This window comes from Pseudomonas sp. HMSC065H01 (assembly GCF_001815235.1).
Classification (GTDB): Bacteria; Pseudomonadota; Gammaproteobacteria; order Pseudomonadales; family Pseudomonadaceae; genus Pseudomonas; species Pseudomonas aeruginosa.
Window position 1 is genome coordinate 52870 of sequence record NZ_KV819843.1, and the last position, 12988, is coordinate 65857.

At 65.7% G+C, this 12988-nt stretch carries 16 protein-coding genes and 1 tRNA gene; 13 read left to right on the forward strand and 4 right to left on the reverse strand.

The annotated features are described in order from the left end of the window. The first annotated feature begins 16 nt into the window (after positions 1–16). The 11 genes from phnE to phnP are packed head-to-tail and all read left to right on the forward strand — an operon-like array spanning position 17 to position 8681. Positions 17–811, forward strand: coding sequence for a phosphonate ABC transporter, permease protein PhnE (phnE, locus tag HMPREF3014_RS04505; RefSeq protein WP_003091793.1), 795 nt, complete (start codon positions 17–19; stop codon positions 809–811). A 20-nt stretch (positions 812–831) separates the two neighbouring features. Further along, positions 832–1554, forward strand: coding sequence for a phosphonate metabolism transcriptional regulator PhnF (gene phnF / locus HMPREF3014_RS04510; RefSeq protein ID WP_003091792.1), 723 nt, complete (start codon positions 832–834; stop codon positions 1552–1554). Positions 1555–1563: 9 nt separating this feature from the next. Beyond that, positions 1564–2022 (forward strand): phosphonate C-P lyase system protein PhnG, encoded by a 459-nt coding sequence (gene phnG / locus HMPREF3014_RS04515; RefSeq protein ID WP_003098697.1) that lies wholly within the window; start codon positions 1564–1566, stop codon positions 2020–2022. Beyond that, positions 2022–2651, forward strand: coding sequence for a phosphonate C-P lyase system protein PhnH (phnH, locus tag HMPREF3014_RS04520; protein WP_003113122.1), 630 nt, complete (start codon positions 2022–2024; stop codon positions 2649–2651). Before phnG ends, phnH begins: the two co-directional genes overlap by 1 nt. Beyond that, complete coding sequence (locus tag HMPREF3014_RS04525) at positions 2651–3751, forward strand: carbon-phosphorus lyase complex subunit (protein WP_023086006.1); 1101 nt, start codon at positions 2651–2653, stop codon at positions 3749–3751. Before phnH ends, HMPREF3014_RS04525 begins: the two co-directional genes overlap by 1 nt. After that, complete coding sequence (locus HMPREF3014_RS04530; RefSeq protein WP_003098700.1) at positions 3748–4632, forward strand: alpha-D-ribose 1-methylphosphonate 5-phosphate C-P-lyase PhnJ; 885 nt, start codon at positions 3748–3750, stop codon at positions 4630–4632. Before HMPREF3014_RS04525 ends, HMPREF3014_RS04530 begins: the two co-directional genes overlap by 4 nt. After that, positions 4629–5444 (forward strand): phosphonate C-P lyase system protein PhnK, encoded by an 816-nt coding sequence (phnK, locus tag HMPREF3014_RS04535; protein WP_023086007.1) that lies wholly within the window; start codon positions 4629–4631, stop codon positions 5442–5444. Before HMPREF3014_RS04530 ends, phnK begins: the two co-directional genes overlap by 4 nt. A 49-nt stretch (positions 5445–5493) precedes the next feature. Beyond that, positions 5494–6210 carry a phosphonate C-P lyase system protein PhnL gene (gene phnL / locus HMPREF3014_RS04540; RefSeq protein ID WP_003098702.1) on the forward strand — a complete coding sequence of 239 codons (717 nt, stop codon included), beginning with the start codon at positions 5494–5496 and terminating at the stop codon, positions 6208–6210. Beyond that, positions 6200–7363, forward strand: a complete 1164-nt coding sequence (locus HMPREF3014_RS04545; protein ID WP_003091776.1) for an alpha-D-ribose 1-methylphosphonate 5-triphosphate diphosphatase — start codon at positions 6200–6202, stop codon at positions 7361–7363. The genes phnL and HMPREF3014_RS04545 overlap by 11 nt, the downstream gene beginning before the upstream one ends. Then, a complete protein-coding gene (gene phnN, locus HMPREF3014_RS04550) occupies positions 7363–7920 on the forward strand; it encodes a phosphonate metabolism protein/1,5-bisphosphokinase (PRPP-forming) PhnN (RefSeq protein WP_003098703.1) in 558 nt (185 codons plus the stop codon). The genes HMPREF3014_RS04545 and phnN overlap by 1 nt, the downstream gene beginning before the upstream one ends. Beyond that, positions 7911–8681 (forward strand): phosphonate metabolism protein PhnP, encoded by a 771-nt coding sequence (gene phnP, locus HMPREF3014_RS04555; protein ID WP_003117564.1) that lies wholly within the window; start codon positions 7911–7913, stop codon positions 8679–8681. The genes phnN and phnP overlap by 10 nt, the downstream gene beginning before the upstream one ends. A 38-nt stretch (positions 8682–8719) precedes the next feature. On the opposite strand, the gene HMPREF3014_RS04560 is transcribed toward phnP, so the two are convergent. The 4 genes from HMPREF3014_RS04560 to HMPREF3014_RS04575 form a co-directional block, all read right to left on the reverse strand. Then, positions 8720–8905, reverse strand: a complete 186-nt coding sequence (locus HMPREF3014_RS04560) for a PA3371 family protein (protein ID WP_003098706.1) — start codon at positions 8903–8905, stop codon at positions 8720–8722. A gap of 51 nt (positions 8906–8956) precedes the next feature. Further along, positions 8957–9103: a hypothetical protein gene (locus tag HMPREF3014_RS04565; protein WP_003091766.1), complete on the reverse strand. Its 147-nt coding sequence runs from the start codon at positions 9101–9103 to the stop codon at positions 8957–8959. A gap of 89 nt (positions 9104–9192) precedes the next feature. Further along, on the reverse strand, positions 9193–9471 hold the full coding sequence (locus HMPREF3014_RS04570; RefSeq protein WP_003113127.1) for a hypothetical protein: 279 nt from the start codon (positions 9469–9471) through the stop codon (positions 9193–9195). A gap of 192 nt (positions 9472–9663) precedes the next feature. Continuing rightward, positions 9664–10182 (reverse strand): GNAT family N-acetyltransferase, encoded by a 519-nt coding sequence (locus HMPREF3014_RS04575; protein WP_003091762.1) that lies wholly within the window; start codon positions 10180–10182, stop codon positions 9664–9666. 119 nt (positions 10183–10301) lie between these two features. Between HMPREF3014_RS04575 and HMPREF3014_RS04580 the strand changes: the two genes are divergently transcribed. Both HMPREF3014_RS04580 and HMPREF3014_RS33045 read left to right on the forward strand, forming a co-directional pair. Then, positions 10302–10378: transfer RNA gene (locus HMPREF3014_RS04580), tRNA-Arg, on the forward strand. A 1698-nt stretch (positions 10379–12076) separates the two neighbouring features. Beyond that, positions 12077–12988: DUF6531 domain-containing protein (locus tag HMPREF3014_RS33045; RefSeq protein ID WP_168171858.1), on the forward strand; the 912-nt coding region annotated here is incomplete at its 3' end.

Genomic DNA, 12988 nt, shown 5'->3' on the forward strand with positions numbered 1-12988 from the left:
TGTCGAGATTCCCGATATGAGCACTCTGAGCACCACCGCCGCGGCGGCCGCCACCGGCAAGCCATCCTGGGGACGCCTGGTCGGCTGGGGCCTGTTCCTCGCCATCCTCGCCTGGTCCTGGAAGGGCGCGGAAATGAACCCGGCCGTGCTGTTCCGCGACGCCGGCAACATGGCGACCTTCGCCGCCGACTTCTTCCCGCCGGACTTCGGCAACTGGAAGCTCTACCTCAGCGAGATGCTGGTCACCGTGCAGATCGCCCTCTGGGGCACGGTGCTGGCCATCGTCTGCGCTATCCCGCTGTCGATCCTGGCCTCCGAGAACATCGTGCCCTGGTGGGTCTACCAGCCGGTGCGGCGGGTGATGGATGCCTGCCGTTCGATCAACGAGATGGTCTTCGCCATGCTCTTCGTGGTCGCCGTCGGCCTGGGCCCGTTCGCCGGCGTGCTGGCGCTGTTCATCAGCACCACCGGGGTGCTCGCCAAGCTCTTCGCCGAGGCGGTCGAGGCGATCGACCCCGGTCCGGTCGAAGGCGTCCGCGCCACCGGTGCCAGCGCCCTGCAGGAGGTCATCTTCGGGGTCATCCCGCAGGTCCTGCCGCTGTGGATCTCCTATTCGCTGTACCGCTTCGAGTCCAACGTACGTTCCGCCACCGTGGTCGGGATGGTCGGCGCCGGCGGCATCGGCGTGATCCTCTGGGAGGCCATCCGCGGCTTCCAGTTCGGCCAGACCTGCGCCGTGCTGATCGTGATCATCGTGGTGGTGAGCCTGATCGACGTTCTGTCACAACGCCTGCGCAAGCTGTTCATCTGACGACGCGAGGAGGGCGCCTGGTGCGCCCTTTCCAAACCATGCACTTGTCTAGACAAAGCGAACCGCTGTACCGCGAACTGGCCGAACGGCTGCGCCAGGAACTGCTGGCCTACCGCCCCGGCGACTACCTGCCCGGCGAGATCCAGCTGGCCCAGCGCTTCGCGGTGAACCGCCATACCCTGCGCCGGGCGCTCGACGAACTGGTGCTCGAAGGCCGCGTGCTGCGGCGCCAGGGCAAGGGCACCCAGGTCCTGGAGGCGCCGACGATCTACCCGATGGGCGCCGCCAACGCCTACACCGAGTCGCTCTCGGCCCAGGGCCACCGGGTCGAGGCCCGGCTGCTGGAGGCGCGCCAGCGTCCGGCCGGCGCCGCCGAGGCCACCCACCTGGGGATCGGCGAGGGCGGGCGGGTGCTGGAACTGACCACCCTGCGTTACCTCGACGGACAGCCAGTGAGCCTGATCCGCCATTGCTACGCCGTTTCCCGCAGCGAGCTGCTCGCCGACTACCAGGGCGGTTCGCTGCGTCGCTACCTGGCCGACAAAGGCCTGCCGCTGACCCGCACCTACAGCCTGATCGGTGCGCGCCTGCCCAATCGCGAGGAGGCGGCGCGCCTGCTGATGCCCCGCCATGCGCCGTTGCTCACCGTCCTCACCCTGTCCCGCGACCGTACCGGCCAACCGGTGGAACTGGCCCAGTCGATCAGCCGCGCCGATCGCTTCCAGTACCAGGTCGCCCCCTAGGAGAAGCCCATGACCGCCTTGCATTCCGATCCCACCATCGCCGCACGACAGCGCTGGATGGGCGTGCTCGCCCGCGCCCGTCGCGAGGAGCTGGACGCCCATGCGGACGCCCTGCGCGATGCCGACTATCACCTGCTGCGCGCCGCCGAGACCGGCATGACCCTGGTGCGCGGACGCATGGGCGGCACCGGCAGCCCGTTCAACCTCGGCGAGATGACCGTGACCCGCTGCGTGGTGCGGCTCGGTGACGGACGCACCGGCTACAGCTATGTCGCCGGGCGCGACAAGCGCCACGCCGAACTGGCCGCCCTGGCCGACGCGCACCTGCAGGGCGCCGACGCGGCGGCCTGGCAGGCGCGCCTGATCGAACCGCTGGCCCGCACCCAGGCCGAGCGCCGCGCCGCCCAGGAGGCGGAAATCGCCACTACCAAGGTGGAGTTCTTCACCCTGGTCCGAGGAGAAGATTGATGACCAGCGCTTCGCTTCCCAGCCCGGCGGATACCGCCGCGCTATTGCAACCGGCGTTCCAGGACCCGGTCCTGGATGCCCAGCGGAGTTTCCGCGCGGCGCTCAAGGCCCTCGCCGAACCGGGGCTGGTGCGCAACCTCGACCGCGCACCGGCGCTGGCCGCGTTGCAACCGGCCAGCTACGCGCTGTGCCTGAGCTTCCTCGACTCCGACACCCCGCTGTGGCTGGCGCCGGGTCTCGACAGCCCGACGTTGCGCGCCAACCTGGCCTTCCATTGCGGCTGCCCGATCGTCGCCGAGCGTGAGCAGGCGCTGTTCGCTTTGCTCGACGAAGGCGAGCTGGACGACCTGAGCGGCTTCGACAGCGGCAGCGACCGTTATCCGGACCAGTCCTGCACCCTGCTGATCCAGCTTGCCGGCCTCGATGGCGGCGCCTCGCTGGAGTGGCGCGGACCGGGCATCGCCGAAGTGCGCCAGGTGGCGTTGCCGGTGAGCGCCGGGTTCTGGGCACAGCGCGCCGCACGCACCGAATTCCCCAGGGGCCTGGATGCCTTCTTCGCCGCCGGCGAGCGCATCCTCGGCCTGCCACGCAGTACCCGGGTCAGCGAACCCGTCGAGGAGGTGGCCTGATGTACGTAGCCGTCAAGGGTGGCGAGAAGGCCATCGACAACGCCCATCGCCTGCTGGCGCGCAAGCGCCGCGGCGATACCGCGCTGCCGGAGCTGTCGGTGGAGCAGATCCGCCAGCAGATGCCGCTGGCCGTGTCGCGGGTGATGACCGAGGGTTCGCTGTACGACGAGCAACTGGCGGCACTGGCGATCAAGCAGGCGGCCGGCGACCTGATGGAAGCGATCTTCCTTCTCCGCGCCTACCGCACCACGCTGCCGCGCTTCGCCGCCAGCCTGCCGCTGGACACCGCCGGGATGCGTCTGCAACGACGTATCTCGGCGACCTACAAGGACCTGCCGGGCGGGCAACTGCTCGGTCCGACCTTCGACTATACCCATCGCCTGCTCGACTTCAGCCTGCTCGCCGAGGGCGACTACCCCGGCCCCGAAGTGGAGCGGGGCGCGTCCCTGGAGCCTTGTCCGCGCGTGCTCGGCCTGCTCGACCGGGAAGGCCTGATGACGCCGGAGTACGAGCTGCCCGGCGCGGTGCCGGATATCACCCGCGAGCCGCTCGACTTCCCCACCGGCCGCGCCCAGCGCCTGCAGGCCCTGGCCCGCGGCGACGAGGGCTTCCTTCTCGCCCTGGGCTATTCGACCCAGCGCGGCTACGGCCGCAACCATCCGTTCGCCGGGGAGATCCGCATCGGCGCCTGCGAGGTCTGGCTGGAGCCCGAGGAACTCGGCTTCGCGGTGCCGGTGGGCGAGATCGAGGTCACCGAGTGCGAGATGGTCAACCAGTTCGTCGGTTCCCGCGAGGAGCTGCCGCAATTCACCCGTGGCTACGGCCTGGCCTTCGGCTACGCCGAGCGCAAGGCGATGGGCATGGCCCTGGTCGACCGCGCCCTGCGCGCCGAGGACTACGGCGAGGAGGTGGTGTCGCCGGCGCAGCAGGAAGAGTTCGTCCTGATGCACTGCGACAACGTCGAGGCCGGCGGCTTCGTCTCGCACCTGAAGCTGCCGCACTACGTCGATTTCCAGTCCGAGCTGGAGCTGATTCGCAAGCTGCGTCGTCCCGGCGTCGCCGAATCCGCGCAACCCACTGACCAGGAGAAGCGCGCATGAGCCTTTCCCCGCAAGCCAGCGCCGCGCCGGAGCAGGGCTACAACTTCGCCTACCTCGACGAGCAGACCAAGCGCATGATCCGCCGCGGCCTGCTCAAGGCGGTGGCGATCCCCGGCTACCAGGTGCCCTTCGGCGGCCGCGAGATGCCGCTGCCCTACGGCTGGGGCACCGGCGGCATGCAGGTGACCGCGGCCATCCTCGGTGCCGACGACGTGCTCAAGGTGATCGACCAGGGCGCCGACGACACCACCAACGCGGTATCCATCCGGCGTTTCTTCGCCCGCACCGCCGGGGTCGCCACCACCGAACGGACCCCGGAGGCGACGGTGATCCAGACCCGCCACCGGATACCGGAAACCGCCCTGAGCGGCGAGCAGATCATGGTCTACCAGGTGCCGATCCCCGAGCCGCTGCGCTTCATCGAGCCTTCCGAGGCGGAGACCCGGACCATGCATGCGCTCGACGACTACGGGGTGATGCACGTGAAGCTCTACGAGGACATCGCCACCTTCGGCCATATCGCCACCAGCTATGCCTACCCGGTTACGGTGGACGAGCGCTACGTGATGGATCCCTCGCCAATTCCCAAGTTCGACAACCCCAAGCTGGACATGAGCCCGGCGCTGATGCTGTTCGGCGCAGGTCGCGAGAAACGCCTGTACGCGGTGCCGCCGTTCACCCGGGTGGCGAGCCTGGACTTCGAGGACCACCCCTTCGAAGTCCAGCGCTGGGAAGAAAGCTGCGCCTTCTGCGGCAGCCACGAGTCCTACCTGGACGAACTGATCGTCGACGACCGTGGCGGCAAGCGCTTCGTCTGTTCCGACACCGATTACTGCACGCAGCGGCGTGCCTGCCAGGAAGAAGGGGAGGACGCGCAATGAACGCGGTCTGCGAATCCATCGATGCGAACCTCGAGGCGCGCGACCGGCCGCTGCTCTCGGTGCGTGGCCTGACCCGCCTGTACGGGCCGGAAAAGGGCTGCCAGGAGGTCGACTTCGATCTCTACCCCGGCGAGGTGCTGGGCATCGTCGGTGAGTCCGGCTCGGGCAAGTCGACCCTGCTCTCGTTGCTCTCCGGGCGCTGTCCGCCGGACGCCGGCACGGTCGCCTACCGCGACGACGGCGACCGCTGGCTGGACCTCTACGCCGCCAGCGAAGCCGAGCGGCGCACCCTGCTGCGCACCGAGTGGGGCTTCGTCGAGCAGAACCCGCGCGACGGCCTGCGCATGGGCGTGTCCGCCGGCGCCAACATCGGCGAACGGCTGATGGCCCAGGGCGTGCGCCACTACGGTCGGCTGCGCCAGGCCGGGCTGGACTGGCTGGAACAGGTGGAGATCGATCCGCTGCGCATCGACGACCTGCCGCGAACCTTTTCCGGCGGCATGCAGCAGCGCCTGCAGATCGCCCGCAACCTGGTCTCGGCGCCACGCCTGGTGTTCATGGACGAACCCACCGGCGGCCTCGACGTGTCGGTGCAGGCGCGCCTGCTCGACCTGCTGCGCGGCCTGGTGCGCGAGCTGGACCTGGCGGTGGTGATCGTCACCCACGACCTGGCGGTGGCGCGCCTGCTCGCCGACCGCCTGATGGTCATGCGCCGTTCGCGGGTGGTGGAAGCCGGTCTCACCGACCAGATTCTCGACGACCCGCAGCATCCGTACACGCAATTGCTGGTGTCGTCGGTCCTGCAACCCTGAGCCGAAGCGTCGGCGCCGGTCCGCGCGACGGGCGCCCGGAGAAGTAGCGATGAACAACCTGATCGAGGTCCGCGACCTCAGCAAGACCTTCACCCTGCACCAGCAACAGGGCGTAGTGCTCAATGTGCTGCGCGGGCTCAACTTCAATGTCGCCGGCGGCGAATGCCTGGTGCTCCACGGACGCTCCGGCGCCGGCAAGAGCACCCTGCTGCGCACGCTCTACGGCAACTACCTGCCGGCCGGCGGCAGCATCCGCCTGCGCCACGCCGGCGACTGGTTGGAACTGGTCGGCGCCGAGCCTCGCGAGGTGCTCGCCGTGCGTCGCCAGACCCTCGGCTACGTCAGCCAGTTCCTGCGGGTGATCCCGCGGGTGGCGACCCTCGACGTGGTCATGGAGCCGGCCCTGGCCCGTGGCTGGAGCCGCGACAGCGCCGAACTGCGGGCGCGCAGCCTGCTGGCCCGGCTGAACATCCCGGAACGCCTCTGGCAACTGGCGCCGGGTACCTTTTCCGGCGGCGAGCAGCAACGCGTCAACATTGCCCGCGGCTTCATGGTCGAGTGGCCGATCCTGCTGCTCGACGAGCCGACCGCGTCCCTCGACGAAGCCAACCGCCAGGTAGTGCTGGAGCTGATCGGCGAAGCCAAGGCCGCTGGCGCCGCGTTGATCGGCATCTTCCACGACCGCGCCGCCCGCGAGGCGGTGGCCAGCCGCTACCTGGACATGAGCCAGGAGCTTTCCCGCCAGGAGCAAGCCCATGTCGTCTGAACGCGTTCTCAGCAATGCCCGGGTAGTCAGCGCCGAGCGGGTCTTCGTCGGCAGCGTGCTGCTGCGCGACGGCCTGATCGCCGCGGTCGACGAAGGCCGCAGCCACCTGGCCGGGGCCGAGGACCTGGGGGGCGACTACCTGCTGCCCGGTCTGGTCGAGCTGCACACCGACAACCTGGAGAAGCACATGACCCCGCGTCCCGGCGTCGACTGGCCATCGGCCTCGGCGGTGCTGGCGCACGACGCGCAGATCGTCGCCGCGGGAATCACCACGGTGTTCGACGCGCTGTCCATCGGCGACGTCAACCCCAAGGGCAAGCGCATGCAGCAGTTGCCGAAGATGCTCGAGGCCATCGGCGAGGCCGCCGCCAGCGGCGACGCGCGCGCCGACCATCGCCTGCACCTGCGTTGCGAGGTCAGCCATCCGCAGACGCTGGAGGTGTTCCGCGAACTGGTCGAGCATCCGCTGGTGCAACTGGTCTCGGTGATGGACCACGCCCCCGGCCAGCGCCAGTTCGCCAGGCTGGAGAAGTACCGCGAGTACTACCAGGGCAAGTACCACCTGAGCGATGCCGAGATGGACGCCTTCATCGTCGAGCAGGTAGCCAACTCCGAGCGCTACAGCGACGCCGCCCGTGCGGCCATCGTCGATGTCTGCCAGGGACGCGGCCTGTCGGTGGCCAGCCATGACGACGCGACCCTCGCGCATGTCCGCGAGTCGGCCGGCTACGGCATGGCCATCGCCGAGTTCCCGACCACCGTGGAGGCCGCCAGGGCCAGCCACGAGCACGGCCTGCAGGTGCTGATGGGCGCGCCCAACGTGGTCCGCGGCGGTTCCCACTCGGGCAACGTGGCGGCGGCGCAACTGGCGGGAATCGGCGTGCTGGATATCCTTTCCAGCGACTACTATCCGGCCAGCCTGCTGCATGCGGCCTTGCTGCTCGCCGGCGAGCACAGCGAGTATGATGCGATCCGCTACGACCTGCCGCGCGCGGTGGCGATGGTCAGCCGTACCCCGGCGCTGGCCGCCGGGCTGACCGATCGTGGCGAAATCCGCGTCGGCCTGCGCGCCGATCTGCTGCAGGCGCGGGCGCTCGGCAACAACCAGCCGGTGGTGCGTCAGGTCTGGCGCGGCGGGCAGAGAGTGTTCTGATGACAGGCAGACTGATTTATCTGATGGGGCCTTCCGGCTCGGGCAAGGACAGCCTGTTGCAGGCCGCGCGCGAGCCCCTGGCGCTGCGCGGCTGCCGTATCGTGCGGCGGGTGATCACGCGCTCCGCGGAAGCGGTGGGGGAGGACGCCCAGGCGGTGACTCCGGCGCAGTTCGACACCCTCGAGCGGGCCTCGGCGTTCGCCATGAGCTGGCGCGCCAACGGCCTTTGCTATGGCATTCCGGTGCAGATCGACGAGTGGCTGGCGCAGGGCTACGACGTGCTGGTGAACGGCTCGCGCGGCTACCTGGCGCAGGCCCGCCGGCGCTATCCGGATCTGCTCGCGGTCCTGCTCGGGGTGAAACCCGAGGTGCTGCGCCAGCGCCTGCTGGCGCGCGGCCGGGAAAGCCCCGAGGAAATCGAGGCGCGCCTGGCGCGTAACGCCGAGTTCGCCGCCGGCCTGGAGGGCCCGCTGTTCCAACTGGACAACTCCGGTGATCTCGACGACACGCTACGCACCCTCCTGGCCCGTCTCGGCAGCGACCGCGCATGCGCCTGACCCTGCTCGGCACCGGCGACGCCCGCCAGGTGCCGGTCTACGGTTGCGATTGCCCGGCCTGTCGCAACGCCCGCGCCGACGCCGGCCTGCGTCGCCGTCCCTGTAGCGCGCTGCTGGAGTGCGCCGGCCAGCGTTGGCTGATCGACAGCGGCCTGGTCGATCTCTGCGAGCGCTTCCCGCCCCATAGCCTCGATGGCATCCTCCAGACCCATTACCACGCCGACCACGCCCAGGGCCTGCTGCACCTGCGCTGGGGCCAGGGTCTGGTGATCCCGGTGCACGGCCCGGCCGACCCGGAGGGCCTCGCCGACCTCTACAAGCATCCGGGCATCCTCGATTTCAGCCAGCCCTTCGGCGCCTTCGAGCGGCGCCAGTGGGGCGCGCTGGCGGCGACCGCGTTGCCGCTGGTCCACTCGAAGCCAACCTTCGGCTACTTGCTGGAGGGGGCTTCCGAGGAGGGAACGATACGGCGCCTGGCCTACCTCACCGATACCGTCGGGCTGCCGGCGGACAGCGCCTCGCGATTGCTCGCGGCGCCGCTGGACCTGCTGGTGCTGGACTGCTCGATGCCGCCGCAGGAGCGGCCGCCGCGCAACCACAACGACCTCACGCGGGCATTGGAGTGCATCGACTCGCTGCGTCCCCGGCGGGCCGTGTTGACTCACGTCGGGCATACGCTGGACGCCTGGCTGCTGGACCACCCCGCTGCGTTGCCCGAAGGGGTGGAACTGGCGCGCGACGGCGTGTGCCTGCCGCTGTGAGCGACGCTGTAGCGCCCGGCAAAGCGCTGCGGGCGAAATCAGTCCAGGCTTGGATCGAAGCGGATTCGCCGACCTACCACCAGTGCAAACAGCAGCCATGCGCCGGAAATGCCCAGCAGACCCCAGGCGCACCAGGCGAGGAGGGTGGCCTCGGGCGGCAGGCTCAGCGCCAGGATCGCGCTGGCGATCACTACGAACAGAAGAATGACGGCGGATCGTGACATGGTTTCGCTCCCGGAGCCCTCTCCGTCGGGCTCGCTGTTCCTTGTGCCGGCTCAGTGGCGCCGAGGTTCCGTGGCGCCCTTGTCGCTCAGCGGAAGCTTCGCTGGATATTCGTCTCCTCCGCGCTCTATCAGCCAGAGCAGCCCGTAGACGCCGACCGAAAGGGCCAGGGCGGTCAGCGGCAAAGCCAGGATCCACATGTTCTTTCTCCCTTTCCGCTCGCCAGCATCCCGGGGACCTGTGCGGCGGTGTAGCGTCGTTGGATGCCGGTCTCCCGGCGCTTGCTTCGTCAGAATGTCCAGGCCTGTTCGTCGGCCGCGGTCACCAGCGCCGTGCCGCGCTCGTCCTCGCCTACGGTGACGATGCGCGGGGATTCGTCGGGCGCCTGGATCACCAGTTGTTGCGCAGCGGGTGCCCACTGCGGCGTTGCGTTGCTGTCCAGCACTACCGGCCTTTCGCCGTTGCGTTCCTGCGTCCTGTCCTCGTCGCCCAGTGCGCTGTTCTGGAAGACTACGAGAGCCAGCAGGGAAAGAAGTCCGGTGCCGACAAGGTTGCGTGAGCTGCTCATGTTCACCTCCATTTCGTAGCTTTGCCAGGCAGATGGCCAAGGTTTGATCCTGAGGGTCTTGTAGCAGCGGTTGTGCCAACTTTTTTCTATAAAAAATCCTTTTAAATCAATGAATTATATATTTGATCTAGACTCTCTCGCATGCACTTTGCACGGATGGGCATTTTACCGGTTGCAAAATGCATGATGATGTCAGCCCAGATGCAGCGCCAGGCTTACGCCGTGGCTGGTGAACCCTAGCGCGGCATAGAAGCGCTGCGCGGTTTCCCGGTCCTGATGACTGGAAAGCGCCAGTTTGTAGCAGCCCCAACTGCGCGCGCGCTCCACGGCCCGGCCGATCAGTTCGCGGCCTACGCCCTGGCCGCGGGCGTGGCGGTCGACCACCATGTCTTCGAGAATCGCCGAGCGGGCGAAATCGTGCGCCAGGTGTTCGATCAGATGCAGGGTGCAGGTGCCGAGCAGGCGCTCGCCGCGCTCGGCCACCAGGGTGACCCGGTCGCCGCGCGGTCGTTGCAGCTGGATGGCCAGCAACGCCGGGTCCGGGCGCGGATCGGCGCTACCGAGTTGCTGTAGCAGCAACGACAGGCGCGGCGCGTCGTGCTCGCTGGCGATCCGCACGTCGAAGCTGGCGAAGGGGGAGTCCGGTATCCGCGGCTGGCGCGGGGCGTCCGGCAGGTCCTGTGCGGCGGGAATGGCAACGGTCTGATTCATGCTGCACCTCCAGGGTTGCGGAAAATTATGCGCAGCCTTGGTGGCAGTGGCATGACAAACGCTTTCTCTGCCGTTAACATGCCGCCCGGACGCGGCGCACCGCTCGCCATGTCCGGCGTGTCCCGGTAGCTCAATTGGATAGAGCATCCCCCTCCTAAGGGGAAGGTTGGAGGTTCGACCCCTCTCCGGGACGCCAAATATATCGGGCACTTACCGCAAATCGCTTCTCCTGGGCCAGTTCTTTGTCGGGGCATGGTGGGTGCAGTAAGCCTAAAAGAAAGCCCCGTCCTGAATCGCTCAGACGGGGCTTTTCCATGCCGGCCAGCTCAAATGTCTGTCGTCAGCGCCAGCAGGACAACCGGGTGGCCTGCGCCGCTCCCGGTAAGCTCGATCCTCGCTTTCCCTTCTCATCGCGACCTTCGCGCGCGTCTTAATCCTCCGAATACCCTACCAAGCGCATCGCTGGATGCAGCTTCGAGATCTTTCACCTTCATCGAGAGCACGTCCTCATTGTGGTTTTCCGGGCAGTTCTAGCCTAGTGCCATTACGTCGAGGTTTGGGCTCGATGTGATGGTGTGCCTGAGGGCGGTGCCGGCAGATCGCATCCAGGCGGATGAGGTGCTGGAGATAGGCGGAATTTTCCGCCGATCAGGAGGGACCAGAAACTTTCCGGACTCTGGCCGTAGGGGGAGTGCGGAATCATTGCAGATCCTGGCCAAGCCATGCCGGAAAATCTTCCGGTATATGGCGGGAAAGTCTCCGGCACATGCGACGGGCACGCTTTTGTACCCGTATCGGGAGGGATCCCTCGGAGGTGGGTCCGACAAGGTAGGTTTTTCTCACTTTCCCCCATTAGTAGTGGTCGTGATCTGCGGTGCCTGACTGTCTCCTCAAAATTGTGGGCACGGTCGCGCGACCCTCTCCTGAAAATTCAGGAATTTCGTCCCCAGCTCAAAAGAACGTTTTGTGTCCTTTAGCCTGGGCGAGATACCGGGAGTTTTCCTGCATTGCAGGAGATCCAAACTGGCGATTTTCCGGTTTTGCCGGGGTGTCGTTTCATCGTCCTTGGGCATAGCGGGACGGTATCCTCATTGGCCGTCCTCCATTGGAGTTTTTGCCCCCCGACGGTGGCCGCAAGGCAGGCCGACTGCGCCACCTCGTCCGAGGTCGGTAGATTCCTGGCTTAATCACCTTGGCCGCGCGTTTGCTCCCGTCTGGATCACGGACAGAAATTTGCGTAAACGCCGTCGGTTCTTAAGACTGGCTCACGGAATACAGTGAACATCTATACGAAACTCGACTGCCGGATATGATCGGCACTGGATTTGGGGCCAGTAGTAAGCCGGGTAGATGATCGAGGGTGCTCCATTGCGAACAGGGATGTGGCAGGAAATAAAAAGGAAGTTTTGTAGGTGGTCGCCAATTCCTTCAAGTTCGTCCCGTTCGTCCTTCTAACAGCCCGGCGTGATTTGCGGGTCGGTTCTAACACTAGGAGAATTTGGTGAATAGGGTATGCCTGTTATTTGTCTTGTATGGCTCGCTGCTTGTGTCGAATATGTGTTTTGGTGGGGGCTTTTATAAGTGGAGTGTTGTCAACTATGCGAGCAGTACTTCGAACTCGCCCGCTGAGGCGTGTGAGAAAGCGAGACAGACCTTCAATCGTACCGAAAGTAGCTGGATATCTACCGAGGCGGTTCCGGTTATAAATTATCCAGGTAGCTTGCCTATTGGCTATTGCCGCGTTACGTATCATTACCGCTCAAACCCTAAGGATGTTCGATACTGCAATGGCGGTTGCCCTAATTGGAACTTGTATCGTGCGGGGGATTCGTGTCCGTTGAGAGCTGAATATAATCAGCAGACAGGGGAGTGCAATTGTTACCCCGGTTACGAAATGGATGACTCTGGCTGTAAGCTTCCAGATAAAAACGGCCCCGAAAAGGGACCGCCTCCACCAGAGGGCTGTGCAGGAAATCCGGTTAATATCACCAATGGCAACAAATACCAAGTTGAACACGACTTAAGTATTCCGATCCCGTTGACCCGGTACTACAACGGCCTGGACGGCTTGTGGCGACATTCGTATTCTGCGCGTATAACACGCAAGGATGATGGCTTCCTACTCTACCGCGAAAACGGAAAAGCCTCGGAGTTTACGGGATCGGGAAAAGATCTAACCTCCATCACAGACCTAGGTAGGCTCAGCCGGTTACCAGGGAGTTTTATATATACCTCCGAACTCAACGAGGTGATGGAGTTCGACCAGAGTGGAAAACTCACTAAACTCACCACCAAGGAGGGTCGCAAGTATCGTGTAGAGCGAGGCGCTAATCTTGCGATTAGCGACGAGCATGGCAACAAGCTCGTTCTCTCGGAGGGAACCAACCATCAACTCCTTCGCGCTCAGACAGGGGGTATATCCATTGAGTACACATACGACAAGGAACAGCGACTCACTTCGGTAACACGAACAGATGGGCAATACAGCACGAAAACACAGTACCTCTATGACGACCCGAGGAACATAAAACTACTTACAGGCATCCAGGATAACAATAATCGCCGCTTCGCCACCTGGGCCTACGACAACCAAGGCCGCGCCATCTCCAGCGTACACGCCAACGGCGCCGAAAAGGTCTCCCTCGCCTACAACGATGACGGCTCCACCACCGTCACCAACGAATACGGCAAGCAGGCCACCTACCGCTTCCAGGTGATCCAAGGCATCAAGCGCATCGTTGCCATCGAAGGCGAACCCTCGCCCAACTGCCCCGGCAGCAATTCCACCTTCACCTACGATGACCAG